Annotated in this window: 21 protein-coding genes, 1 tRNA gene and 2 CRISPR repeat arrays; of the genes, 2 read left to right on the top strand and 20 right to left on the bottom strand. The window is 49.6% G+C overall.

Annotated elements, in window-relative coordinates; translation table 11 throughout:
• Positions 1–401: 401 nt before the first annotated feature.
• The 5 genes from K0C01_RS11460 to K0C01_RS11480 form a co-directional block, all read right to left on the bottom strand.
• On the bottom strand, positions 402–1,805 hold the full coding sequence (locus tag K0C01_RS11460; RefSeq protein WP_221169831.1) for a dihydrolipoyl dehydrogenase family protein: 1,404 nt from the start codon (positions 1,803–1,805) through the stop codon (positions 402–404).
• Between the two features lie 235 nt (positions 1,806–2,040).
• Positions 2,041–4,212 carry a catalase/peroxidase HPI gene (gene katG, locus K0C01_RS11465; RefSeq protein ID WP_221169832.1) on the bottom strand — a complete coding sequence of 724 codons (2,172 nt, stop codon included), beginning with the start codon at positions 4,210–4,212 and terminating at the stop codon, positions 2,041–2,043.
• A 252-nt stretch (positions 4,213–4,464) separates the two neighbouring features.
• Positions 4,465–5,610, bottom strand: coding sequence for a tyrosine-type recombinase/integrase (locus K0C01_RS11470; protein ID WP_221169833.1), 1,146 nt, complete (start codon positions 5,608–5,610; stop codon positions 4,465–4,467).
• Positions 5,603–6,205, bottom strand: coding sequence for a hypothetical protein (locus K0C01_RS11475; protein ID WP_221169834.1), 603 nt, complete (start codon positions 6,203–6,205; stop codon positions 5,603–5,605). Before K0C01_RS11475 ends, K0C01_RS11470 begins: the two co-directional genes overlap by 8 nt.
• A complete protein-coding gene (locus K0C01_RS11480; RefSeq protein WP_221169835.1) occupies positions 6,202–6,372 on the bottom strand; it encodes a hypothetical protein in 171 nt (56 codons plus the stop codon). Before K0C01_RS11480 ends, K0C01_RS11475 begins: the two co-directional genes overlap by 4 nt.
• Positions 6,373–6,600: 228 nt before the next feature.
• Between K0C01_RS11480 and K0C01_RS11485 the strand changes: the two genes are divergently transcribed.
• A complete protein-coding gene (locus tag K0C01_RS11485; protein ID WP_221169836.1) occupies positions 6,601–6,867 on the top strand; it encodes a winged helix-turn-helix domain-containing protein in 267 nt (88 codons plus the stop codon).
• A 398-nt stretch (positions 6,868–7,265) separates the two neighbouring features.
• Here K0C01_RS11485 and K0C01_RS11490 read toward each other — a convergent pair whose 3' ends face one another.
• The 9 genes from K0C01_RS11490 to cas6 all read right to left on the bottom strand — a co-directional run bounded on the left by K0C01_RS11490 (position 7,266) and on the right by cas6 (position 19,360).
• Positions 7,266–7,967 carry an endonuclease/exonuclease/phosphatase family protein gene (locus K0C01_RS11490; protein WP_221169837.1) on the bottom strand — a complete coding sequence of 234 codons (702 nt, stop codon included), beginning with the start codon at positions 7,965–7,967 and terminating at the stop codon, positions 7,266–7,268.
• 391 nt (positions 7,968–8,358) lie between these two features.
• Positions 8,359–10,045: a CRISPR direct-repeat array (repeat unit 30 nt; unit sequence ACTTCAACCCCACAAGGGTCCTTCTGAAAC).
• A 101-nt stretch (positions 10,046–10,146) separates the two neighbouring features.
• Positions 10,147–10,410 (bottom strand): CRISPR-associated endonuclease Cas2, encoded by a 264-nt coding sequence (cas2, locus tag K0C01_RS11495; RefSeq protein WP_221169838.1) that lies wholly within the window; start codon positions 10,408–10,410, stop codon positions 10,147–10,149.
• Between the two features lies 1 nt (position 10,411).
• Positions 10,412–11,404, bottom strand: coding sequence for a type I-B CRISPR-associated endonuclease Cas1b (gene cas1b, locus K0C01_RS11500; RefSeq protein ID WP_221169839.1), 993 nt, complete (start codon positions 11,402–11,404; stop codon positions 10,412–10,414).
• Between the two features lies 1 nt (position 11,405).
• Positions 11,406–11,966: a CRISPR-associated protein Cas4 gene (locus K0C01_RS11505; RefSeq protein WP_221171265.1), complete on the bottom strand. Its 561-nt coding sequence runs from the start codon at positions 11,964–11,966 to the stop codon at positions 11,406–11,408.
• A gap of 2 nt (positions 11,967–11,968) precedes the next feature.
• Positions 11,969–14,575, bottom strand: a complete 2,607-nt coding sequence (locus K0C01_RS11510) for a CRISPR-associated endonuclease Cas3'' (protein WP_221169840.1) — start codon at positions 14,573–14,575, stop codon at positions 11,969–11,971.
• Position 14,576: 1 nt separating this feature from the next.
• On the bottom strand, positions 14,577–15,377 hold the full coding sequence (gene cas5b / locus K0C01_RS11515) for a type I-B CRISPR-associated protein Cas5b (protein WP_221169841.1): 801 nt from the start codon (positions 15,375–15,377) through the stop codon (positions 14,577–14,579).
• Between the two features lie 2 nt (positions 15,378–15,379).
• Positions 15,380–16,447: a type I-B CRISPR-associated protein Cas7/Csh2 gene (gene cas7b / locus K0C01_RS11520; RefSeq protein ID WP_221169842.1), complete on the bottom strand. Its 1,068-nt coding sequence runs from the start codon at positions 16,445–16,447 to the stop codon at positions 15,380–15,382.
• Between the two features lie 2 nt (positions 16,448–16,449).
• Complete coding sequence (cas8b, locus tag K0C01_RS11525) at positions 16,450–18,561, bottom strand: type I-B CRISPR-associated protein Cas8b/Csh1 (RefSeq protein WP_221169843.1); 2,112 nt, start codon at positions 18,559–18,561, stop codon at positions 16,450–16,452.
• Complete coding sequence (cas6, locus tag K0C01_RS11530) at positions 18,548–19,360, bottom strand: CRISPR-associated endoribonuclease Cas6 (protein ID WP_221169844.1); 813 nt, start codon at positions 19,358–19,360, stop codon at positions 18,548–18,550. Before cas6 ends, cas8b begins: the two co-directional genes overlap by 14 nt.
• A 205-nt stretch (positions 19,361–19,565) precedes the next feature.
• Positions 19,566–21,046: a CRISPR direct-repeat array (repeat unit 30 nt; unit sequence ACTTCAACCCCACAAGGGTCCATCTGAAAC).
• 698 nt (positions 21,047–21,744) lie between these two features.
• On the opposite strand from cas6, the gene K0C01_RS11535 reads away from it, so the two are divergent.
• Positions 21,745–22,326 carry a tyrosine-type recombinase/integrase gene (locus K0C01_RS11535; protein WP_221169845.1) on the top strand — a complete coding sequence of 194 codons (582 nt, stop codon included), beginning with the start codon at positions 21,745–21,747 and terminating at the stop codon, positions 22,324–22,326.
• A 305-nt stretch (positions 22,327–22,631) separates the two neighbouring features.
• Here K0C01_RS11535 and K0C01_RS11540 read toward each other — a convergent pair whose 3' ends face one another.
• From K0C01_RS11540 to K0C01_RS11565, 6 genes are all read right to left on the bottom strand, one after another.
• A complete protein-coding gene (locus K0C01_RS11540; RefSeq protein ID WP_221169846.1) occupies positions 22,632–24,485 on the bottom strand; it encodes a helix-turn-helix transcriptional regulator in 1,854 nt (617 codons plus the stop codon).
• A complete protein-coding gene (locus K0C01_RS11545; protein WP_221169847.1) occupies positions 24,482–24,922 on the bottom strand; it encodes a PD-(D/E)XK family putative nuclease in 441 nt (146 codons plus the stop codon). The genes K0C01_RS11540 and K0C01_RS11545 overlap by 4 nt, the downstream gene beginning before the upstream one ends.
• Positions 24,919–25,401, bottom strand: coding sequence for a hypothetical protein (locus K0C01_RS11550; RefSeq protein ID WP_221169848.1), 483 nt, complete (start codon positions 25,399–25,401; stop codon positions 24,919–24,921). The genes K0C01_RS11545 and K0C01_RS11550 overlap by 4 nt, the downstream gene beginning before the upstream one ends.
• Positions 25,394–25,981, bottom strand: coding sequence for a DUF7563 family protein (locus tag K0C01_RS12945; RefSeq protein ID WP_259372372.1), 588 nt, complete (start codon positions 25,979–25,981; stop codon positions 25,394–25,396). The genes K0C01_RS11550 and K0C01_RS12945 overlap by 8 nt, the downstream gene beginning before the upstream one ends.
• 96 nt (positions 25,982–26,077) lie before the next feature.
• A tRNA-Pro gene (locus K0C01_RS11560) sits at positions 26,078–26,148 on the bottom strand.
• 56 nt (positions 26,149–26,204) lie between these two features.
• Positions 26,205–26,621, bottom strand: coding sequence for a CoA-binding protein (locus K0C01_RS11565; RefSeq protein WP_221169849.1), 417 nt, complete (start codon positions 26,619–26,621; stop codon positions 26,205–26,207).
• Positions 26,622–26,876: the final 255 nt, after the last annotated feature.

A 26,876-nucleotide genomic window follows, 5' to 3' on the forward strand; every position in this document is an offset into this window, starting at 1 on the left:
CCATCTTAATTATTTTTGTGGTTTGTGGCACATTCCTGTTTTCCTCTGCCTCGGAACCGGCTTGACTCGGAGTTCGCCGAAGCTGTACTTCGAGTGGTTGCCGACCCGGATGATCCCATTCTCCACAGTCTCGACTGGGCGAACAACAGTTGCGCGCTGAATACACCTTCTGGTCCTCTCTGTCTTGCACCAACAACCCTAACACAATAGTGAGATTTACCCGCCAGAGCAGTAGAAAACTCAATAATTATCGAGAAGGATTTATATATGTCCTACAGCGCTGACCAACGAATACAACCGCAAATTGCCCGACTTAACTTCATTAGACTAATTAAATCTTGGGTTACTGAGAACTGTTGTAGACACCTGCATCCATTGTCTCGCTATGGTGGGAAATGAGGTCACTCACTCATCTTGGTAGCCGCCTCGCGGAATAGCCCATCAAGCAGTTCAGGTAGTGTTGGATGATATGCTCTGTCCGGAACTTCTCTGACATCAAGGCCAAGTTCAACGAGAACTTGTGCCGTTTTTGCCATTGTATCAGCGTGATAGTGTAGCCCCTGATAACCAAGTATGGTGCCGTCCGTGCGGTCAACGACAAGCCGAGCAAGGCCCTTGGGTACATTCTTTGATTTGAATATTCCATCGTCACTCGCCTGGCGGGTGGCTACAACTACATCATGTCCCGCTGCTTTAGCAGTAGTTGGCGTATCTCCCACGCGAGCAAACGGATAGATCCCCAGACCAGAGAATACAATATGATGATGGATGTTAGTATACGGCTCAAGAGGCTCACCGTGAACATCGTTCAGAATGTTTTTGGCTGCCGTTTGTCCCTGTTCTTTCGCAACGTGTAAGATTGGTTCGTGTTCGTTTGCGTCTCCGACAACGTATATAGAGTCATTGTCCCGGGCCTGCATTGTTTGTTTCACCCACGCCCCGTCAAGATCGATGTTAGCGGCCTCAAGGCCGAGGTGTTTAATATTTGCTTGCCGGCCAGTGAAGCAGAATAATTCATCGCCTGTTACCGTTTTTTGCCCATCTGGAGTCGATAACAGTAATTCCACGCCAGTTTCGGTTTTGTTGATTCGCTCTTCTTGAGCATTTGTGATAATATCGATGTCGAAGTCCTCCCGGTAGATTTCTAAGATTTCATCACCAAACTCTGGGTCAGCTTCATCCAAGGGTCGATCATCGTGTTCAACAACTGTGATGTCCATGTCTCCGGCTTCAACAAGATACGGTGCCATTTCAAGCCCGACATAACCGAACCCAAGGACAATTCCTGAATCCGAAAACTCGTTTGCATCAAGAACATCCGAACTAGTCATATAGTTAACCTCTTCGATTCCTGCAATATCTGGGATATTTACTTGGGATCCAGTTGCAACAACGATATAGTCGGGGTCAATCGTTTTTCCACCAACTGACAGCGTTCGATCATCAACAAATCTTGCTGATTCGTCATAGAATTCGACATCATCGTGTTCAGCCCATTCGTGTATCTGATTACGACGATGCTTCGCCCACCCCAATGTTCGATCATCTTTTTCAGCAACGGTCACTCCGAGATCTACTTCAGGTATGCCATCAGTTAGCCGGTCATCATGGCGGACTTGATACCGGTGCGCGGCTGCTGAAAGTAGCTCCTTTGAAGGCATGCATCCTTGAAGGATACACAATCCACCACCAGGATCGCCATCATCAATGAGACTAAGCTCAATGTTAGGTTCATCAACAAGTTCACTGGCAACTGCTGACCCAGCACTACCGTACGCACCAATAATTGCTACATGAATGCTCATGTAATCAAGTAGGGATCAGTCCGGTTAACGATATCGTGGAGATACATGTGAACTAGATCCGCTCAACTGCCTCTGTTATGCGTCAGGGGAAAATACAGAGCGGAGAGGTATATATGCTGATTATAGCAATCGGTTATCAAACAAGCGTGGTTGTGGATCGAATTTGGGATGGAATTATGAATTTTCTGTGAGCAGTTGAGTTGGTAGGTTCTCCGGGAAATAGAGATGTATGCTCCTACTTGAGATCAAATCGGTCAGCCTGCATTACTTTTTGCCAGGCACTCACAAAGTCTTGGACAAACTTCTCTTCGGCATCTGCACTGGCGTACACCTCTGCGACTGCGCGAAGTTCGTCATGTGATCCAAAAATAAGGTCAACGCGGGTTGCATTCCACATATGTTCACCCGTGTGTCGATCATATCCTTCATATACTTGGTCAGACGCTGACGATTGCTCCCACTCCGTGTCCATACTCAGTAAGTTCACAAAAAAGTCGTTTGTCAGCATTCCTTGCTCATCTGTAAGGACACCAAGGTCAGTGTTCTGGTATGTTGCACCTAATGCGCGCATGCCTCCGACAAGTACCGTCATCTCAGCAGGAGTCAAGTCCAGCAAATCGGCTTCATCAACAAGTACTTCCTCTGCTGGACGGTTGAGGTCGTCTTTGATGTAGTTTCGGAATCCATCAACTGCCGGCTTGAGTGCCTCGAATGAATCAACATCTGTCTGTTCTTCAGTTGCATCTGTCCTTCCAGGCTCAAATGGGACTTTGATGTCATAGCCAGCATCGGCAGCAGCTTGTTCGACGGCTACGTTTCCACCCAGCACAATAAGGTCTGCAAGTGAGATTCGCACTTCGTCTGAGCGCGATTTATTGAACTCTGCTTGAATTTCTTCGTACGTCTCAAGAACCGTTTCAAGCTTTGTAGGCTCATTTACGTCCCAGCTTCGCTGGGGTTCAAGCCGGATCCGGGCTCCGTTTGCGCCACCACGTTTGTCACTATCTCGATATGTCGATGCAGATGCCCAAGCAGTCTTGACAAGTTGCTGAATTGAAAGGTCCGTGTCAAGGATTTTTGACTTGAGTTCTGCGATCTCCTCGTCACCAACCAGTTCATAATCGGGGTCAGGGAGAGGATCCTGCCATACCATCGTTTCATCGGGGACTTCTGGGCCAAGGAATCGCTCTGGAGGACCCATATCACGATGGGTCAGTTTATACCAAGCCTTCGCGAAGGCAATTCCGAACGCCATTGGATTCTCTTGGAAGGTTTCCATTATTTCTCGATACTGTGGATCGCGCTTCAACGCAATGTCTGTTGTCAGCATCATCGGCGTAACTTCCTCTTCTGACTCCAGAGCATCAGGTGCAGACGGAATTTCTTGACCCTCTTTTGGCGTCCACTGCCATGCACCACCTGGACCTTTTATTGGCTTCCATTCATATTCTAGCAAGTTATCGACATACCCCATATCCCACTCAGTTGGTGAGGAAGTCCACGGACCTTCAATTCCACTGGTTGTAACACCTTCTTCAGCAGCGGTTTCTCCGTCCTGCCAGCCAAGCCCCATGTTTTCAATCGGAGCAGCAGCAGGCTCTGGCTCGTGAACCTCATCCGGATCGTCTGCTCCATGAACTTTTCCAAAGGTATGTCCGCCAGCAATCAACGCAGCTGTTTGTCTGTCATTCATCGCCATACGGGAGAACGTCTGACGGATATTTTTGGCGGACGCCATTGGATCCGGCTCCCCATCAGGACCCTCTGGATTCACATAAATAAGTCCCATTACAGAGGCTCCAAGTCCTTCCTGTAGCTCACCGGGTTCTGCAAACCGTTCTTGGGTTTCAAACTCATGTTCAGGGCCCCAATCAACTGCCTCGTCAGGTTCAAAATCATCTTCACGTCCACCAGCAAATCCGAATGTCTGGAAGCCCATTGATTCGATAGCGACATTTCCAGCAAGAATAAGGAGATCAGCCCACGACAGCTTGCGGCCATACTTTTGCTTGACCGGCCAAAGCAGTCGTCGGGCCTTGTCAAGATTGGCGTTATCCGGCCAACTGTTCAGCGGGGCGAACCGTTGCCGCCCTCCAGCGGCACCTCCGCGGCCATCATATGCGCGGTATGTCCCGGCACTATGCCACGCCATCCGGATCATGAATGGTCCGTAGTGTCCATAGTCAGCTGGCCACCAGTCTTTAGGCTCTGTTATAACATCCTCGATATCTGCTTTAACCTCTTCAAGATCAAGCTTCTCAAATTCCTCAGCGTAATTGAAGTCTTCTTCTATCGGTCCCGTGTCCCGGGCATTTTGCTTGAGAATATCGATGCTCAAACGGCTTGGCCACCAGTCTTGATTGCTATTTCGAGTACTGGGTGTCGGTCTTGTGTTATCGCTTGACATTAAAGCCTCTATCTATATGTTTGCCTTGAAGGACACAAGCCTTTGGTTGCAACTCAAAGATACTGTTCGGAAACCTGTGCCCCGCAGTGTTGGCACTGCGAGGTCATCGGCGATCACCCGTTATTTTCAATAGCGATGAAGAAAAAATTTGACGGTGTGGCCCGTCTACACCCCCCGTCAATGATCGATGAAAGACTGGGAGATGGGACCGCCGAGAATAAAGTGTCAAAAAAGTTACATATGTAGGTAGATTCATTGGGAATCACCTCGCTCAATCATCTGACGACGAGACTCCATTCTCCGAAGCGGATCTGGATGATCATAATGTAGCTTAATTGTCTCTGCAGACGCGTTCACACGTTCTCCGACCATCTCAGGGCTCCATCCCTGATCACGCCAGCGTGTCACTGCACCTGTACGGATAGGATGTGGTGACTTCGATGACGGACAGCGGGATTCCTTTCCATGCTCTCGAGCCTTACATTCAGCCTCATCACGCCCATGTGGGCACGATCCCCAGCGACACGGCTGCGTGATAACGTACAATAGCCGACGAATATTTGACTTCGAGACGCGAGCAGTCTCTCCTCTCTTCGTCGTAAATAATGGTTCTCGACCGCACTCCTCAGTACGATCAACGCGATTTACTTTGATGTACTCCTCAACCCGCTGAGCAACTCGTTCACTCAGAGCAACCGGTCGCTCGCCTGATTCTTTGTTCTTCAGTGGGGTTTCCGTCTCTGGACGATGCCGGAAATAGATAAACGGCGTTGACAGATCATCGACTGCGTCAAGGTCGACATCGCCCTCATGTCGCAACCGATCTATGTCTTCATCATCAAAATAGCAGTCCTGCAGATCAAGCGAGTGTAAACCACCTACGCGGCATCCAGTGTGCCACAATAACTCAAAAATAACTTGCTCACGCGAGGCACGAGCATACGTGTCCAATTTCTCTCTGAGCTCCTCCGCTCGATTTGCTTTGAGCAAGTCAGTGTTAACCTTCTCAGCAAGACTTGTTTCTGGAACCTCGACCTTTGACTCAAGCCCCTCCTCAACTGCACCAATCTGCTCACAGAATCGAATAAACTTCCGTAGTGTTCCAAGTTGATTATTCAGCGTAGACGTTTTCAGATCCTTCGTGCGACGACGATACGCATCATATTCAAAGATATCCCGTCCAGAAAGCGAGTTCAAATTCTCGATACCATTCTCTTCACACCACTCAATGAATGGCTCCAGACGATACTCATAACTCTCAATTGTCGCCTCAGCGTGTGTCGAACTTTGCCGATCAAGCCAAATATCGAACGCACGTTCTGGTTTGATGGACTCAAGATGATCCGTACTGCCAGATTCTGAAGATTCAGACTCTTCATCATAGATATCACTATTCATTGACACTCACCTCCACTGGATGATTAAAGGCTGACTCAGTGTCCTCAACTGTGATCGAAGTTTTGCATTCTTCGGCGAGCTGCTCACGAAGATTCATCGGGGTTCCGTCCGGCCAAGAAGAAGCAGAGAGTGCCTTTGTGTGTAGTGTCCGGAAGACTCCGATCCGTTTGTGTCGACCGCTGACTTTTCGACGGACGCTGCCCCCGTTAAAGCCGTTAGGATCAAAGCGAGCAATGATCTGCCGATTCTCTTGTTGACTCTGAATATGCGTTTTCAGCATCAGGCGCGTGGGCTTGCGGTACAGGAAATCGGTTTCAATAACCTCCCCGAACTCAATACGTAAGTTCCCAGTCTCTCGGCAGCGATAGCCAACGGTAATCTGCTGGTCTGGTTCTGGAAATGGAATCTGTCGCGGCTTGAATGCGAGTGGTGTTACGCCGGTCGAGCCACAGCTGAAAGCGTGACCGTCTGCAGCACTGACAGCGTTGCCCCGATCGGCGTAGAGTTCCTCCTTGTCACATTCAGTACATCTGATTTTGAAACAATCTGGCGAGTGAAAATCAGGAATATACCCGTGCAACTCGGCGGCAATCATGGTTGACCGCCCTCCTCAAGGATGTTAGTAGCGACAGTCTTGTCGCCAACAACGAGATCAATAACTGCACTACCATTGCGTGTGCGCCCAACGCGACGGGCGTGATTAAGTAACTGTGCGCGTTCCGTGGAGTAATCTTGATTACTCCGGATTGTATTGCTAGTCATGGGTCGTCTAATTGCCAAGGTGACCCGGTTCCGGCGTGTTAGGGGCACGTCGGATCTTTTTTGATCCGAGTGGAACCGAGTCAAATGACTATTTGTGGAGGGTGGTTAAATATTTTACTCAGTATTACTGTTCAAAACATCAGCGAAACTGTTTAATAAATCAGAGGAATATATCGGCTGATCGACATCCATAGATACATGAGGAATGCTAAATACGTAATAGATAGAATGCGACAGTCTGCTGACTGGATGGTTCCAGCTGATGACCGGATCTTGGAACTGATCCGTGAACACGGTAACTTGACCCCAAGTGCCATCGAAGCCTTCGGTGGTCCAACATCTGATCATGCAAGCCGCCGTGCGAAGAAACTGGCTAGTTATGGACTGCTGAATCAAGTACATCGGGGGCTGTATGGAATCACTGATCTGGGAGAAAGCTACCTTGACGAGGAGCTGGATGCGAGCGAGTTGGAGCCAGTTGAGTCTGCGGAGTAACACTACCTTTTGATCTGCTACCGCTTGTCCGAGCGTTGCCACTATTGACTGTTGAGTATGCATACAACTGCCTCCGAGCGACCTAAGCAATCTGGTCGCCGCATGTGTCTGTTTGGGGGATTGAATAATAAAGCTCAGCATCAATTCCGAGAGAACACTACCAGCATTGTTCCCCGATCGGCGCTGGAGTCCTGGTGACTTCTGTGTCAGCTTGCAACTGTATAGGCGTGCGAGTGTTGCCACTCCCGAGTCGTACATACTCATGCTCAAATTCCTTAACAGCGGACCAATCCTGTCCCGCGGCATATGTGTGTTCGCACGATAGGATAATAAAGCCCAAGCTCATTTCCGGAGAGATAACACTGAACTCAATGAGAGCAACGCTGTGACAAGAGACTCTATATCTCTATTACAATTGGCATATGATCGCTTGCATCGATCCACTCGTTAAACCTTCCAATCCAAAAGTCGGACAAGGATCCGATCACTTCATCGTGTGCAAAGACGTAGTCAATGTGGTATTCCCTATCTGACTTCTTGTGCATATAGAACGTTGTCGCGTCTTCATCGCCGAACGCCGATTCCGTCACTGAATGGTAGACGCTTCGTAACCCACGATCATTTAGGAGACGAACTGTATCCGAAAAATCACCTCGTAAGGGACTGTTGGGTGATTCGTCCCACATTATATTCCAATTGAAATCTCCGACGACAACCGTATCTGAGCCAATCCAGTCGTCATAATCTCGAACTGACGTGTAAACCTGACTAATATAACGATTCTCAGGATGCTCTTTATCATTCATGGCCCATACTGCAAGCACATCTATTGACGTGTCAGTTGCCACTGGAAGACTGAATTTACCACCCGGTTCCGTGACGTTGCCCGGTTGAAGCGAAATCCCGTTTCGGACGAAGACACCAAGCCCCTTGTGTTCGTTTTCGCCAATCCATAGCCAATCGGAAAATTCCGACCAATCACCACTCGTGACAGGACTTTCACATTCTTGGATCACTAATATATCCGGGTCGTGGCGTAGAATTTGTCCCTTCTTTTCGCGAAAGGCCATATTGCAATTCCACGTTACCAACTTCGTCATAGGAGACAGTCGTATTCGTGGACTATCAAATCTACCGTCGATCTCCTTCCAACAACTCTTGGAAATGTCTGATCACATATTTTATTATTTTGTCATTTAATAAATAGATTTGAGAATTGAACGTTTTCTTGCAGTTGCTTGAAGGAATTGTGACACTCTTTGATATCGCTAGGAGTATCTTGTTCTGAGGAGTTTTACTAATTTTACGCGCGCGCGCAGTTCTGAACAGATCGGTGGGGTCCCGGGAGGGTAGCGCGGCAGTTGCCCTGATCTGAAGGGACTACCTACAGACAGCTGGTTCGAGAAACCCCTATGTTACAGTGTCTCGGGATGAGCGAAAACGCCTTCTTCAAACCGGGACGAGTCCGTGACTGGCGACGTTGAAGTGATTACTTCAACCCCACAAGGGTCCTTCTGAAACCTGGGTCTTGGCACGGTCGAAAACCAGCGCATCGAGACTTCAACCCCACAAGGGTCCTTCTGAAACGGGTACCACACGATCGCGAAGGTGCGGAAGCATTCGGACTTCAACCCCACAAGGGTCCTTCTGAAACGTTTTCAAAAAGTCGGTTAAGAGAATCATGGTTCTTGACTTCAACCCCACAAGGGTCCTTCTGAAACGAGTTGATTGAGGCTGATATTGACGGCCGTGTTTCAACTTCAACCCCACAAGGGTCCTTCTGAAACTTCGACTATCCGCTGATCCCCGACCTTCTAGATCACACTTCAACCCCACAAGGGTCCTTCTGAAACTTAGGTCTGTCGGCCGTGTACCCGTAGATGCAATGTCACTTCAACCCCACAAGGGTCCTTCTGAAACTCGATAGTTGCCTCGTACTCTGCCTCCTGGTCGAGACTTCAACCCCACAAGGGTCCTTCTGAAACCCGTGGCGACTGAATACGGAGACGAGACACCGCTGTACACTTCAACCCCACAAGGGTCCTTCTGAAACCTCGCCGATGTGGGGGTTGTTTCTCAATGATTCCCACTTCAACCCCACAAGGGTCCTTCTGAAACAAGCTGGGGGCGAGTTTCGAGTCAACAACGTAGTCACTTCAACCCCACAAGGGTCCTTCTGAAACGGGCTACTGGTGGGATCTCACGCCGTTGGTGGGGGATACTTCAACCCCACAAGGGTCCTTCTGAAACGACTAGTCAGGCTTGCTATGTCCATGCCACGTGACGAACTTCAACCCCACAAGGGTCCTTCTGAAACCCGAAGTCGGACACTATTAGAAAGTGAAGGTCTCCGCACTTCAACCCCACAAGGGTCCTTCTGAAACACTGCCGGGTGGGGTATGAAGCATGACAGAAACCTGTACTTCAACCCCACAAGGGTCCTTCTGAAACATCATATCTAATTGTATCAACTCCAGACGGAGTAAGCACTTCAACCCCACAAGGGTCCTTCTGAAACGCCGGTTCAATATGATTGAGACGTTCGACTGTGCCCCACTTCAACCCCACAAGGGTCCTTCTGAAACTCCTTAAGTCCCAATAGCGATACGTTCGACTCAAAGACTTCAACCCCACAAGGGTCCTTCTGAAACAGTCATTGAAGCCGTTGTATTCGGTGTAGGGCTCAGCACTTCAACCCCACAAGGGTCCTTCTGAAACGGTAATCGACGGCCTCCGAAGGCGAACAACCCGTTCACTTCAACCCCACAAGGGTCCTTCTGAAACGCGTCGGACAGTCCGACCGCCGTACTGGCACGCGGCACTTCAACCCCACAAGGGTCCTTCTGAAACTTTCACCACAGAGCGGGCAGTACTTCGGGGCACAGTCACTTCAACCCCACAAGGGTCCTTCTGAAACTCCGTTCAGCGGGCATTGAGGTGATAACCAAGCTAAACTTCAACCCCACAAGGGTCCTTCTGAAACTGCGATCCAGAATGCAACCGAAATGCTGATCAGCGTACTTCAACCCCACAAGGGTCCTTCTGAAACGGTAGGTTCCGTCTCTAGACACACCACTCATTCCACTTCAACCCCACAAGGGTCCTTCTGAAACTTTACCGAAGAGTGGGAGTGTAACGTCTGTGGTGCACTTCAACCCCACAAGGGTCCTTCTGAAACCATGCCCAAATCACGGGCTATAGCTATTCTATTTCCTGGTTGGAATAAAGTCTTTTCGTCGACCCCCAATAGATCTCAAACCACCGGGGGTCGATGAACTCTCACAGAAATTGGCTATCTTCAGCTGGATCTTCGCCGTAGACGGTTCGTGAGACATACTTCTCTGAACTCATCTGGTAGATGATTATGGACTCACCGGGCTCAAGCATCGACTCAAGTTCCTGCTTGACCTTCTCAAAATCACCTTTCGTGATCTCTCCTTCAAAGACTGAGTTCTGTACATGAGTCAGATACTTCCGCAAAAATTTCAAGAAAAGCCGCGTTCGATCTGCCTCTACATCGTAGACAGCAATAACGTAAACCATGTTACCACCACCGTTTGAATGCTTCGTAGGGTTCTCCCGTCAAAAGATGTTTCTTGAGTTTGTACGACTCAACCCGGAGTAAGTACTGATAGCTCACTTTTTTATTTAATTCGGGATGCTCAACAGTTTCCTCAAGTGTTTGTTCTAATTCTTTAGAGAAGGTCTTTCTCCCCGATTCGGTGAGGAGGCATGAGTTTAGCTCGGATTCAAAATCATCAACAGATAGTTGTCGCCGATTAACCAACCGGAATATAACCCGGTCGGTTAACAGCGGCTTGAACAGATCCGCAAGATCCAACGCCAGTGAGTATCGTCTCTCTCCCGGTTCATGAAGATAACTGATTGTCGGATCTAAGGCTGTGGCCCTGATTGCCGAGACGATATTTGCGTACACGAGGCTATTACCAAACGAAATCAGACTGTTCACCTTGTTATCTGGTGGATTATATGCCCTTCCGTTGAAAACAAATCCGTTGGGGAGTACTTTATCAAATATCTGGTAGTACGCCCGTCGTGCACTCGCCTCTACACCCATTACTTCGTCAACCGCTGTGGTGTCAGCTAGTTCATCTTGACATCGATCAAGGTCTGTAATGATAGAACTAAATTCATGCCCACGGTTGTTATAGTAGGTCACATTTGACCGCATATTGTGGATACTTCCTGCAACAATCTCACGAGCAATCTTGATCCGATGTGTTGCATCATTATACGCTTGAACTTGGTTTACAACAGTCTGACCAGAGGTCTGCCCACGCTCAGGCATGATCGAACCAGAATAGTAATCGTTCCAACCGAAGACATGCATAGCAATTCCGTGCTCGTTTAAGAATGAGACAAGTCGCGTATTGAAATCGATCTGTCCGTGAAGGTACAGGGCTTCGGCATTTTCTATTGGAAGGTATTTTTTGTCGTCGTCTTCGGTGACAAGTCGCACTGTGTCATTATGCCGCTCGATGCGTCCGTCTGAGAATATGTGGTAGTTATCATTCATGTTAGCAACTCCAGCAAAAATCGTGGTACGCGCATGAGTCACAATATGACTTTTCGGTTGCTGAGGGTGGTGAGTCATTTCTCACTATCTCATAGATTCCGCGGATCGCTGACTCAACCTTATCAATCGCCTCCTCATTTAATTCAACCGATTCTCGTTTTCGCTCGGTTGGATGAGCAAGTACACCGTCTTTCTTGACACCGACAACACGGTCCAGATACCACAGATAGTAGAGCAATTGGAGCCGTGCCGGTTCGATGAGTGATGACGAGGGTTTCACCTCAACAATACGACCGTCGTCCAGCATATCAGGCGCAATCCAGCCATCAATACTGAGATTTTGGCGCTGGTCTCCATACGCAGTATCATCGACGCGAGTACCGCGTACAACGTTGGGATTTTCGCGGTTAATCTCAATATTTCGGCTTTCGAACCAAAGTTCACGCTCACAAGCTTCATAATACTGCATCATTACGCCTGTGACATGAAAAGACGCGTTAGCTGCTTCACTACGAGCAGATTCAAGAAGGAGTTCCACGGGGTCGATGTCACGTTCGGCCATGGTCATAAGAACTGGTGATCAATGCTTGCGGTAGCCGTGACAAATCCGGTTGTTGCATCGAACTTGTCACCCTGTCGCCGTACATCAAGCATGTAGATGCCTTGATCTTCGACGAGAATCGGAAGATCGTGAATTGCCTCCGCCCGGTCGCTGTCCTCTGAATAATATGGGACTGATATCCGGAGTGATTTCGTTTTGTCAATCAAATCGCGGAGTGTTTCGTAGTCATACTGTGCCTGTGCTTCCCGGATCTCTTCGAGTAATTTCCGTTCATCGTGCGTGCGAGCAATCACAATCTCTGCGGAACGCCGTTGATCGATCAGCGAGAGGTCACCAAGCTCTGCCGCCATTGCATCGTCTACAAAGTCTGCATATTCTTGTTTCCCGACGTCTTTGTCTTCTTGCAGTCGTTCAAAGTACTGGCGAACGGATCGTCGAGCAACATCCGTCTCCGAGAGGCCGTCAGTTTCGTCGCGGACACATTGGAGCGTTGCTGCTGCGACCGGAAGCAGTGTAGTTCCGCGGTTGTAGACTGCTTCTGCTGGCGTCCTTGTCTGGCCACCAGGAGCATCAAGCCACCACACTGTCACTGTGCCCCGATCAGACTCGAATGACCGATTGCATCGCCCTGCTGCCTGAACAATACTATCGATCGGAGCGAGATCACGGTAAACGCGGTCGAAGCTGATATCGACACCCGCTTCGACCAGCTGCGTTGAAACGACTAGAACCGGCACCCTCCGTTCAGTGAGTAGTTTTATTGTCTCAATCAGAGTCAGTCGGTCAACAGGCCGAAGCCGGGTCGACAGGTGAACGAGTGGTCTACCGTCAGCTGTCTCGATTCGATCCGCCAGATCGGAAGCTGAGATATCTTCGGCCTGGCCGCGGCGCTCGAGTTCATCTGCGTATAGAGCGCCCACATCCAGCATCGTTGGACTAAAAACCTGCTCAGTGAGCTCGCGAGCGCTTTCGATAGTATTACACACTGCAAGTGCTGAATCATCACCCTCGACCGTATCCTGCAGTTCATGACCAGCAGTTGCGTACGATTTTGGATTACTCTGTTCCGCAATGTACCGCTCTGTAGAGGCGTCGAGTTCGTAAGCAACTCGGCTGATGGCAGAGAAATATGTGTCTGGTTTATCAATAAGTTTATATTCGTCCTCAAAGAGATGTGGCTGTGTTGCAGTCATCGCGATTACAGTCGCATTGTACTGTTCGGTTAGCATCTTCACTAGTCTGGGAACAAGTTTCCACCAGTCAAGTGGCAGACTCTGCGGTTCATCGAGAACAATAACTGCGTTTCGCAATGCAGGGAGTTTCATTCCCTGCCGATTGGCGGGACCGGCGAGACTCTCGAAGAGTTGTACAAAGGTAGTGACAGTTACTCCAGCACGCCAGCTTTCTGCGAGCATTGTCCCCACGTCGTCTGAAAGATCTGCCGCATCATCATCTTCGAAGTCCTGCATTGTTGTTTCCGCTAGATGGTGGTGAGCAGTCAGGAGGTTTCCAGTAATGTCAGTCTGATATATGTTCTCGAGTTCATTTACAACTTGGTCAATCACGCTTGTGAACGGGAGAGCATATACGACTCGATCGCCATCGGTTTGATCACGTATTTCAAGCGCGGCTGAAAGCCCGGTGAGCGTTTTTCCCATTCCAGTTGGGAGTGTCAGTGTCGCAACCTGCTGGTCTGCCTCCACAAATTCTTGGACAGAGTCAAGGACGGCTGTTCTAGCCTGTGATCGGTAGTAATTAAACTGCTCAGATCGAGATCCATCCACATCCCGAGTGACTTTCGACTCGATCTTGCTCACATACTCGTCCAAGCGGTCACCCGATGGATAATCGGGGGCGTATGTTGCTTCATTGTGTGGGGCTCCAGCGGCACTCAGTTTATCGGCCAAAATAAGACTGCTCCAGCACTGTAGGGCACGTCCGTAGCAAGTTTCGGAAAGTGCGTCTTCTCGAGGTTCAGGTATGTTTCCGCTCGCAGCGACAGTCTCTTCAATCTCCTTCAGAAGATCGTTTCGCTCGTTGGCATCAATAAATCCTTCTCGAAATTCTTGCCAAGATCCATGACCCTCTGTAGCGCGCTGTACGATGTCCTGACCAACGGCTCGATTGTTCTCATCAATGTCCTTGATTTGGTATGCAACAGCTGTTTGTCTTCGTTCATTAGCGTTCTGGTCTCCCGCAGTGACTCCCTCGCGTCGGTGGGATCGGTTGAAGACATAGTCTGCAACATCCGGCAGAGATCCATGGTGCTTGGCTACTGCCACAAATCCCGCAAGACAGGTTTCGGTCTTGAAATCTCTTGCGCTGAGAGCATAGTAAGCAAGGAAAGACCCAAGTGGGGCGTGATGGCGAAGCAACTTGTTGTCAGGAGTTCGATCCGCGAGTAGGTACTCCTGGAAGTACGACGTTGCTTTCCCGATGTCGTGAACGTATGCCAGTGTCTCAACGATCGGTTTGAGCGACTCACCGTCAGGCGTTGTCATGTCAGGGTGGACGACATAGCTGACACGCTCGGCGACATCCACGAGATGATTGAGGAGGAGTGTCCCCTCACTGCCATTTTCCGGGGGATGGGCATACAGCGGAGGCACGTCAGACGAACACCACCGTTCGATTGCCCACAGTCGATGCCGTAGCGTCGGTTACTGTGAGCATGCCTCCATCTGGATTGAATGCGTAGGTTGTAAACGCTGTTGTTGACCGACCATTTTTATCACGTTCCATGAAAGAAGGGGATTGCTCAATTTGACACCGACGGTCTGTGTTCATAATAACGTTATCAAAGCCACCAGGGACTGTCGAATCAATGTCTAGAGTACCGTCATCAGAAGTGGTCACTGGTTCGACATCAAACTCGCCGTGGTAGTCGATTTCGGCGAGGTGCTCCGACAGGCCTAAACTTGGAACATAGTGGGACTTCCCAGCAGCGAGCATCTCCCGTAGTTTCTCGTAGCGTTCCTGGTCTGCCAAGGCAACATCGATCCGATACGCAGGGTTGACGAGTACTTCGTAATTATGTTGCTGCCGAGGATTTGTTGGATCAGGAAGTTTCATACTAATCTTTCCGCGGGCGTTAAGAGACGTGAGATCTTCGTCCGCTGTTGAAAGCGTATTCATTGGCATATTCACGGTTCGAAGGTCCTGAACGGGTTCAATTGCAATCCAAGAGTACTCAAATCCAAACAGTTCATAGTACTCATCTCGTCCAATACCGAGAACAGCAGCTAAGAGACCGGCAACAGTCGTGCGCGGGATAACTCTATATGTCTGCTTGACGACGTTGCCTTCGACACGTCGGAAATGTCCCCATGGTCCCCTAACAGTAAGTGAAAGACACTGCTTTGGCCGTGTAGGCACATCATCTGGCGATGCCGGGTCCGGTGTCGCGTTCATTGTTACGCGTCCGCGAGAGTTTCGGGGTATTCGTCGTACACGTTGATACGATCGATAGACGCATCTCCGAGTATGTCCTCAAGCGTCTCGTAGAGGAGTTCGGGGCCGCCGATATCACCCTGGTAGGAGAACTCCATAGAGTTGCTGGCGACAACACGGACACGCTTGATATGCTCGCTGGCAGCAGCAAGTCGATCGACGAACGCATCGATCTCAATAGCTAGATCTCGGATGTTTCGGAGCTCTTCGGCCGGTTTAGATACGTCGTCGTCGATTGTTAGATCCTTGTCGATCCCACCGATATGGAAACTCTCTTCAGCGTACTCAACCCGACAGTACAGTCGCGGTTCTTGTCCAACTTTGCTCCGACTAATCGTTTGGTTTTTGATCGCCCGCCAGCAGAGCGTATCGAGCCGTTCAACATCTCCATGTGTCAACTTTGTATCAGCAGCTCCATGTTCGTCAACAAGACCGTGGAACCTGATGAGCCCATACTGGATCCGGTGGTCATCAAGATCGAATCCACCCTGTTCTTTACCTTCTTGAGTTGCGATGACGCTTGTTAAACTGTTGTACTCCTCATTTTCATTAACTGGATGTATCGTTTTTCCAGGTGAAAACTGAACAGGACCAGTGAAGTTATCCGGCAGATAATCCTCATACTCATCAGCGTCAGTAGCCATCGTGGCCCCGAAGTAGCGGACATCAGCGCTATTCTCTAGGAACATCCCAAAGATGGCATCACGAAATTGTTCAGCTTCATCTTCGTCGTCAAGATTATAATCGTCAGGATCAATCTCCTTTATCCGATCTTCGAGCAGTTGTTCACGGGTGTACTGATTCCCTTCTTCTTGCACATTACGAATGTAGACGCCGTGTCCGTCATCATCAAGCTGATCACGCAAATACCGTTTCAGGCGGACATCGGTAACAATCGCCTGCTGAGTTTGTGGGTCGATACGTGGCCGATTGGCCCCACTTAGTGGGTTGCCGTTCGGGTTCGCGTCAACGGCGTCGTACAGAAAAACTATTTCAGAGCGGTTCTGGACGGTGTCAGTAGTTTCAGTCATTGTTAGATATTCTCCTTAGTATTGGTTTTGAGTTGATCCCAGTCAGGATGATCGTTCATGCCATACGTCACGCCAAGTGCGTAGTAGAACCGGAGATCGTCAGTTCCGATTTCCCAGCTATCGGGGTCTGGCTGCAAGATCGTCTCCCGAAGCTGATCGACAACGTGTTCGAACAGCGTGATCGTACGATCTTCATTCCGGGTGTAGGTGATAGTCGTTCCAATAGCTTCTTGCGTGATCTTCTTTATTCGAGCTCCAGTGATCGATTTTACTGGGTACTGATCGATTAGTGTTGTCGACCGATCTTCGCTGTAGTTCTGGTACGCGCCAACTTCTCCAATAAGAACGCCAAGTAAGAACGCACCACGGCGTTGGTCATTAATCGGTGCTTCCGGATCGTGAGCGAGTGCGGGGGTATCCTCGATAAAGGTTTCAAGCTTCTCGGCGGATGTATTGCCCCCGTCCGCAAGAATGTCTTCAGCTGTTTGCATACTGTATTCCTCATAGTCTGGTTCCTGTGTGATCGGTTCTTTACCGGTGTCAGCCGTCGAGAGTAAATCAAGTTCTTCATCAGCCAGCGCACACAGTTGTGCAAACTGGCTGGCAACGCGCCACGAAGGGAACTTGTCGATGTTTTCATCATTTTCATCGGCGTCAATTCGATCGACATACTCCTTAAGCAACGTCTCGACGGCAATCGATCCACCACTCAGTACAGAAACAAGTGCCTTGATCCGGGGGTCATCAGCACTGGCATCTGTATCGTCGCGGTCAACGAATGTCTGGCTGAAGTACCATCCCGTCGAGACAGATCTGAGCCTGTTATCATTTTTTGTCAATAAATCCCATGAGTCGTTTGTTGGCATCGGGGCACTCCAATCCGTTTGAGAGTTGTAAGCTGACGAATTTTCGATAATATTCTCGTGCCGCTTCGCAAGACTCAATGGGTATAGTAACCGGCCATTCAACGTCTCGCCGAACACATCATACCGAGACATCTGGTGTGGCATCACTGCTGACACATAAAACCGTAATTCATGTTCCCGATCGAATTTGAACTCCCTATAAGCCCGCTCGACTGGCGTCATATCCTCTTCGGTGGTTGCGGCCCTGTAGAGTAGGTCGTACAGTTGCCGTGCATGATCAGCTTGGGGTTCTCCCCGGAAATAGGGGAGGTAATAGACCTTAGCGCCGAAAGTCCGATAAGTACACGCTTCAACAAAAGGATCTGCGTTCATCACCGTCACAGCCGCGTCCTCAGAAATCGGATGCGTTCGCCAAGCTTCCTCGATATCCAAGCCTGGGAATTTCTCCCGTTGCTTACCCAAAAAGTAGTTTTGTGGATCTTCAGCTGTTCCTACAACTCTCGATATTTGTCCGGTGACAATATCTGTCGCTTCGCCGGAGGAATTGTTTGCTTTGTTTTTCGTGACGAGCTTCGAGAGTTTCCGCTGACGCATTGCCTCCATGAAACCATCAATTTCCCCGGGCCAGCGGTATCCCTCATCAACGGCTGTTTTCACCTGCACTGTGAGCAGTGCCGTCGTAGATTCACCCCCGAGGGCGGTTTTGACTCCTTCTTCGATTTGAACCAGTAGGTCTTCATCTTTGCCTACTGTGGCTAGTCCATTAATTACCCATCCTTCATCGTGTTCCTCGGCGACTGTCTGCACCACATCGTCAGTTGGCCACTTGGTTAACCGCTCTTTCGCATAGCGAGCGAGCTTCTCCGGGCCACTGTTTCGTCCGGCCTGGTGAGTGACGCTATGATCGATTCCACGAGCTGGTGGATACTTACAGTGTGCAGCTTTTTCAACTAGATTGTCACTGTATCGAGTCACCCAGACTGGGCCACGCTCGTCATCAGCAAGCGATGGCTCTTCACCGCTGAGATCCACTCGAACAACAATCAGGCTGTCCTCGGTATCGACAATATCGTCTGCCGCATCGGGGGTGAGATACGGCGCATACTTTCCACCTCCAAGTGTCCCAAGCGTGTACAACTTACCATAGAAGAATTGGATGCTTCGGAGCGTTGACACTGGAGAGTTAGGCAGCTCTGCCGACAGTTCTTCGTCGTCGTATTTCTCGCGAAACTCCTCAGGCGAAAGCATCTGTCCCCTCCAGATCTGATTCGCCCGGACTAGTCTTCTCGGTGATATTGCAGAATCCGAATCCTATCGAATTCCGTTCGCCGATTCCGACATCCAGAGCAAGGTTAAGATGTCTCCGATGTTCGTCATCACGAACGGTATAATCAAACCGCCACTTACTCGCCATCCATGTCTCTTTCATACCTGTTGTCGGTGTGACCGGCAGGGCAAATGTCTTGATCAACTCGTAGCCATCGAACAACTGCCCGCTAACGTCAGATGGTCCGGGCAAATAGTCCGGACAGTAGAGCTCATGCTTTTTATCCAGATTTGCGTGGATCTGATTTTTGAACGGTTCCATTGTGTGTTCGGGCCGCCAGAACTCTGCCTGATCATGATCGATGTCAAGATCGTACTCATCGAAGCGCCACGGAGGAATCCGGACGACAATTCCCGTTCCGGTTTCAATCGTCCCGGTCGTTCCTGGCTCACCAACGTCAGGCGACAACGGAGTTATTCTCTCAACTGTGAACGGCATCTCCCCAATATTCAACTCAGGATCGTCTTTCAGATCAGCTGCGATGTGGGCGAGTAATTCTTCCTCAGGGGAGGCGACGATCAGGTTTCGCTCGTCTCCTTCCTCCATGTTTCTTGGAGGGAAGGGGTTTGAATACGTAAACGGCATCGGCTGGTTCTCGTCATGAAGACCGCCGTACTCTGATTCGTCAAGCGCATTCCAGATTCGACCCTGTAACTTATGGTGATATGCATTATCGTATGCGGCATCGTGCCGCGCCTGTAAGCGCACAAGAATCCGCATGTTCTATCTTGCCTCGTATGACTGGCTTATTGCCATCATTTGATATATCAATGTAATAGGTTAAAAACTTCAATGTACCAAGGTGAAAGTATAATACAAGTATCCATTAGATTCATCTTCACCCGCCGTCGCTGGACCGATATTATAAGCTTTCCAAACGGTGAAAGTTTTGCCAGTTGCCGTCGCTATCTCAAAGCCAAACATCGTTCTAAACGCACAAATACTCCTCTGAAACTTGCACACGCCGCTGTAAACGAAGCCATGCCCAGATGCTTCATGCCCACAAATGTTCATCTGAAACACCCCATCCATTCGTCGGGGTCCGACCACAAAACGGGACTTCAACCCCACAAGGATCCGTCTGAAACAATCATGCCAATCCAGACCAACACGACGCGATCAGCACTTCAACCCCACAAGGGTCCATCTGAAACAAAAGCCTAACCATGAACGCTCGAACACATATCTCGACTTCAACCCCACAAGGGTCCATCTGAAACGCAGAGCAGTATATTGGTGTTCGTGGCACACTAGAACACTTCAACCCCACAAGGGTCCATCTGAAACTGATGATGACCGGGAGGAAATGACCTTCTCTGACGGAACTTCAACCCCACAAGGGTCCATCTGAAACACTGTATGGCTTCACTTTCGATGAAATGCGCTCTGGTACTTCAACCCCACAAGGGTCCATCTGAAACCATCTGTTGACTGGAGTTCGTCATCGACCATCAATCCACTTCAACCCCACAAGGGTCCATCTGAAACCGTCTGGACGTGGGCCAGCTCCTCCCCGTCGCCGTCACTTCAACCCCACAAGGGTCCATCTGAAACGGGATCTGACCCCGGTGGTTAATCCCGGTGATGAGACTTCAACCCCACAAGGGTCCATCTGAAACGACGGTTGTGCCGACTTGCTGACCTCGACATTCCCACTTCAACCCCACAAGGGTCCATCTGAAACCAATTAACACAGCAACAAGGTAACTATGAAATGACTTCAACCCCACAAGGGTCCATCTGAAACACAGACTGTATCATCTCATTGGTGGCTGTGGACGTACTTCAACCCCACAAGGGTCCATCTGAAACGCGACCACGCGCTTGAGCTATCGCAACGGCTCGCGCACTTCAACCCCACAAGGGTCCATCTGAAACTTGTCTCAGGGAATGAGGAAGAGATGCCAAACAAGTGACTTCAACCCCACAAGGGTCCATCTGAAACGGATTTAGAAAATAGCTACATGGAGAGTTATTCTAAACTTCAACCCCACAAGGGTCCATCTGAAACCGGGGCGTCGCTGAAGTTGATCCGGGCGTTCCGCGAGACTTCAACCCCACAAGGGTCCATCTGAAACTGGATGGTTGCTACTGTAGCCAGTCCTGTCGCAAGACTTCAACCCCACAAGGGTCCATCTGAAACGCAGTCACTCCGGTTTGCAGACTATAACCGAGACACACTTCAACCCCACAAGGGTCCATCTGAAACTTGGCAGTGAAACCATCTCGCAATTCCTTTTTCCCACTTCAACCCCACAAGGGTCCATCTGAAACGGTTCAAAGACCGGTTCGAAGATCAGCGCGACCACAAAACTTCAACCCCACAAGGGTCCATCTGAAACCCGCGCTGACGTTGAGATGTTGATGACGCAGCTTACTTCAACCCCACAAGGGTCCATCTGAAACCATGCCCAGATCACGGGCTATAGCTATTCTATTTCCCGGTTGGAATAAAGTCTTTTCGTCGACCTCTAATAGACCTCAAACCCCCGGGGGTCGATGAATCAGCCTACGTCTCGTCGCCTCAACTACCACCTTTGCTCTGCTTGGAACACTATTACAACAACAAAGTAAGAATTAGCTAGTTGAAAGAAATGGGCACCGAAATAATATACCATAGTTTTGGTGACAATGATGAATTACCTCCGTCTCAGCGAATAGTTGAGGAACTGTCCGCCAGTGAATCTCTGTCTATCGCATGTTATATTAATTTAGACATCCCCCAAAACCTCATAGAGAACGCCGAGGCTTGAGAGCTTACGGACTTTCATACAGATCACCAGCCAATGGTAACCTGAACAATTCGGGACAGATTGGTTAGATACTCCACAAGTTGACGATCGGCATTCTGTAGCCGGTGCTGCATCCCTATCGGTGTGAAATGCTACCGCCCGTTCTCAGTCTTAATACTAACCCGAGACGGCGAAGCGTTCGAAAATCAACTACCCTGTGAACGGTTCTATGATGCCTTGAGATAGATACTAAATGTAGTGTCCGGGAACCATGGGAAAGTCGGTCAAAATCAGCCCGATTTCAGTGCTGATCAAGGGCTGAACCCTGCCTAATCGACACGTTTTTGTCCGGTTGACCAGTTTCCGGTCACGATGAATTTACAGGAACACAAGAATAGTAGCGACATGATGGTCTGGTTGTCTACGGACGAGCTGAAGCAACTGGTCGACTGTCCCGATGACGTACAACGCCAACTGGCACTGAAGCTCGGAGGATACTGTGGGCTCCGAAGTGCTGAAGTAGTTAACGTCAAACCAGCACATGTTCGAGATACCCAAATCGGTAAAGTGCTTGAAGTGCCGGCAGGCAAGGGTGACAAGTATCGGGAAACACCAATCCCCGATGGATTAGCTGGACAGATCCGGACCATCGGCCAGTACGAAGGTGAAGAGACGATTGTGGTGGGGACCGAAAGCACGCGAACGCTCCGACGCTGGATCAACACTGCTGCCAATGAGTTGGCCGAACAAACGGAGAACAACCGCTGGGAATTTCTCTCATTTCACGATCTCCGTCGAACGTGGGCGACACTACTGGCATCAGCTGACGTTGATCCAATGGTTGCAATTGAGTGGGGTGGGTGGAATGATCTCCAGACGTTTCTTGATCACTACCAAGGTAAACACTCTCCCGAAGCGCAGCAGCGAGAGCGAAATAAAGTACGTTGGTTATAACTATCAGAGTCATTGTCGACTGCACTTGATTACCCTTTGTTCTTGTATTTACCTCCGTTTCATTTGTTTCATGTGGAGTCTGCGAAGCAGACTCCTGTATTTGTTTAGTTGTTTCCTTAGAAACACTCCCTAAGGGGGGCTTTCCCAGATCCTGAAAATACTGTCTGGAGACAGCCACAATATCTACTAAACAGATTGTAATGTTGGATTCAAAGCAATAGAATTAGGCAGAAATCTACCTATTTAGCGGTAATAATTTCAGGAAAATAGAGTGAATGATAGTGATGCCTCTGGCCAGTCACCCGCTACCAGATCTGGAAGCCACCAACTTTGATTGCGTCACCGTGCTTGGCACCTGCGACGATCTCCTGCTCCTTGCCGCGCCGATCGGTGAACTTGACGGCCGTCTTTCGCAGCTCCTGGAGAATACCGTTATCAGTTTCCAGCGCTGCCAGCCCTCCGGCTCGTAAAATCCGCGTAATCTCGTCTTTTGTTCCTTGGACGTTCAGAACCAACTCCGTCCATCCCTCAGCATGCTGCATCGAGCCGACACCAGGAGACTCCTGTGGCGTTAGATCACGCATCGACCCAACGTAGGTTTTAATCCACTTAGCGAATGGCGAGCCTTCTGGAGCGTGAATGGCATTATTAACAATATCTTCAGCAGTTTGACCGACCTTGTCAGACCAGTTTGCAATTGCTGTGTAAAAGTCCTGAATACGGTCTTTGATATACTCATCAGCAAGCCCGATCTTCCCGTCGACTTGCTCAATAATGGTATCAATTTTCTCAATAGCTCGGTAAACCGTCGACTTCGATACATCTGCCGCTTCTGCTAGCTTTTCATAATGCATCTGGCCGCCGTCTGATAACGTCTTTACAACACGTTCCTCACTGTCGCTGAGATCAGCCTGCGCCAGCTGCAGCGTCGCGATGTTCTCTTCATGTTCTTGGACTTGCTCCATTGGATCCGCCAAGAGGTCAAGATCTTCGTCGCGATCATTCTCCTGTGGATCAAAATAGGCATCTCCAACAAACGACTCGTTTGCTGGATCTAAGTTGACATCCGCCCACTGCAGACAATTGAGCAGTGTTTCCTCAAGTTGTTTCTTCAGCTGGTCGACGTCTTCCCAACTAACGTATTCATCAGTATACTCATTATCGGTCGTATACTGCAGTTCTAACTTTGGATGTGCAGTCGACTCTCGCGTTGCTTTTTCTGGATTCTTCATATGATAGGACTTCAAACGCATCCCAGCCATTCTTCCAGGAATGAGTTTGCTCCAAGAGCTCTGACAGAGCGTCACGGCATTGTAATGACCCATGATTTCTTCGTTATTCCATTTAAATTGGCCTCTCGATCCCTTGCGAGAACGACCAAATGCAGTCAGTCGGTCCAGAAGCTTTCCAGCACCGACAATTTTCTCTTCACTAATTTCACGGAGCAACCGGACGTAGACTGCAAACGAGTAGACCCGGCTCCACTCGTGAATCTTTCTAGGAGCGAAGTAATGCTGCTGCAATCCAAGCCGATCGGCGACTGCCCTGATCAGCGTCGTGATTTCATCGACACGAATATTTGAGGAATTCACTTGAACACGAATTCCGTACGGGAGATCTTCGGGCATGCTCTGGATCCGGGAGCCGTCTGGTTTTGTGGCATCAGGCACAGAAGGCCGGAACTGTAGTGTCGCCTTCCGTGTTTTTTCTTCGGCCATGTCATCATCGGCGTAGATGGCTATTTGATACTCGTCGTATGTATCGTATCCCTCGCCTTCTGCTGCAATGCCACCACTCCAATATGCTTTCTTTGAGTCGTTGATAATCCAGTCATCACCGCAGACATCCTTCATCCAGATTTCATCTTCCTCGTCGTACCAGTACTCGAAGTACTCATCATTAAACTGCCGACGAAGACCATGATAGGGACTTAACTCGTCTTCTGGATCTGCAAAGAGGAGATGAGCTCGAAATTCGTGAGTTTGTGTGCCAGTCAATTCGCGGTCTTCGAGGTGTTTTTCTATCGACTGCTCGCGAAGGCCATCATGATCGATATCGATCTCCTCGTCGTCAAGTTTTTCCTGTTGTTTCTCTTCGTATTCTTCGCGTTTGTCTTCGATAGCAGCGTCGTACTGCTCCCAGAACTCGTCGGTACTCATCGGTTCACCTCCGATGGTTCGATAAATTGAGACCAAGCAAACTGCTTAAACGGCGCTCGATCTTCGACAATCACCCACGCATCAATCATCTCATCAACGACTGCAGCAGGTACAAGCCGCATCGCCAATGGCTCGATCTCGTGCGGAGGCGCGACCGTGAATAGATACCAACCGCCTTTCTCGAGCAATGCCTCGTGTTGTTGTTCTCGAAGATAGAACCGGCCACAACGGTCGCCTGAAATAACAACGGCAGCAGACTTAATCTCGATTTCAGTATCGCAGTCAACGTCGAGGTCTTGGAACGTCTCAATATCGTGGACCGCTGCCGTCGTAATTGCGTCCCAGTGGTCTGCAGTAGTATGCGTGAGTTCTGGGACCTTTTGGATGATTGCGCCCTCGACAGCGCTACCTCGTTGCTTTGGACTGCGCGAACTCACGCAGTCTCACCTCCACAGGTTACCTCTTGGACGTTCCGCGTTAGATGATCGCAGTTAGGGCAATGGTAGCCGTGTTTACGGTCTTCGACAGTTGTGTTGCAGGTGCCACACAAATACTCGGAGTCGTTTTCTTCTTGATCGTCCCGATCGGGCACAGTCCGTCGAGGCTGGCTGGCCATTCGCTCGTCTCGTTCTCCATGCTCTTCCAGGAACTCACGGCGTTCCTCGATCCATGCAAGAACCGTAACCCGAGGCCCGCGGTCAAGTCTTCGCTCAACTTCCTCCCATGTGTCAAGGACATCGAAGTAGTCAATCCCGCGAATGCGGGCCCGCGCCTGTAGCAGCGGACTGTGTCGATCAGTGCTGGGAGGAACCAGTGGTTTGTCAAGAGCTTCCGCTGGGTCTTCCCCGAGCTCTTTGTGAATCTCCCGACGCCACGCAGGCTTCTCTTCGGTAAGCGACGTTGTCCGCTTATACATCGCCACCACCTCTTAATCCGCCATCAGTCGCTACCGGCTGTCCGCTATCAGAAGCGCCATCTGATGTAGAAAGCAGAACTGGGTGATCGAACGATCCAGCAGGTCGATCAATCAGTATTACTTTCGTTTGCTCCTGAACGAGGGTTTCGATGGTCTCTGAAATTCCACTCTCAGTTGGTTGGCAGGATGTCTGCCTTGGCTCCTGCTCGGGAATTGGCTCAGGTTCAAACGTAACACACCGACAGGTATCGTTTGGACAGGTGAAGTGGCCTTTTTCATCTGACCGTTTAGCTACCGCTTGACAATTGGGACAGGTAGCAACAACTCTGTGGGTGCCACCGTCAGTAACTGGGCCTTTACCATAGTCGATGTGGTCGTCATCGACTCGATATCCACGGTTGCGATTAGGGTGGTCTTTTGGATCAGGCAGGTTGATCTCTTTACCAGCTGCTGAACCCTTTTGGAGGCGATTTTTGCAATCACAGGCAGGACAGCGATGAACTGTATCATTCTGATCCCCGAAGACTCGTCCATAATGTTCGGAAACCTGTGCCCCGCAGTGTTGGCACTGCGAGGTCATCGGCGATCACCCGTTATTTTCAATAGCAATGAAGAAGAAATTTGACGGTATGGCCCGTCTACACCCCCCGTCAATGATCGATGAAAGACTGGGAGATGGGACCGCCGAGAATTGAACTCGGGTCCAACGCACCCCATGCGCTGAGGATACCACTACCCCACGGTCCCGCATGTGCAACCAGACACGGCCCTCAATTAAGCGCTTCGTTTGCTCCTTTATCGAGTCATTTGTTGTTGAATAGCCGTCGATGTTCGACACGGATACAGCGATCTTGTACTACCGTAATCCCATGTTCTCGAGCCCGGTCTGCCGCCTCGTCGTGCTCAATGCCCTGTTGTAGCCACAATACACATACATCGTCCCGATCAAGCACTGCATCTACAATCTGAGGGATTTCATTAGGAGGGCGAAAAACGTTAACGATGTCAATTGATTCCTCGACATTTGCAAGAGAGTCGTATGCTGGTTTTCCTAGAACTTCGTCGACTGTTGGATTGATTGGAATAATTTCAAAGCCGTTCGCCATCATGTACTTCGGTACAGTTCGTGCAGCCTTCCCCGGAGTGGTTGAGCAGCCAACCACAGCGATAGTATCGAGTGAGAGGATTTCTCGCAGTTGCGCGCTACTTTCGTGTGTCATACATGGACTCCACATAATGAGATAAAACACGATACTCTTGAATATTCCGTGACACTGCTTCTAAGATGGTAAATCAATACTATCAATGATGGCAATCATGGGTCTACAGAGAAAGCAAACAGAGTGCCTCGGGGTCGCTCGAAAATCGAAGAGTTCCATGATAACGAGATGTTTTGCGTCTCGAAATACTTGACCCTAAGGTACTCCACTCAAGAGGTATTTTTGAGTTATTGGCGTATCCGAAGACTATTTGAA

Source organism: Salinarchaeum sp. IM2453, from assembly GCF_019693215.1.
Taxonomy (GTDB): Archaea; Halobacteriota; Halobacteria; order Halobacteriales; family Salinarchaeaceae; genus IM2453.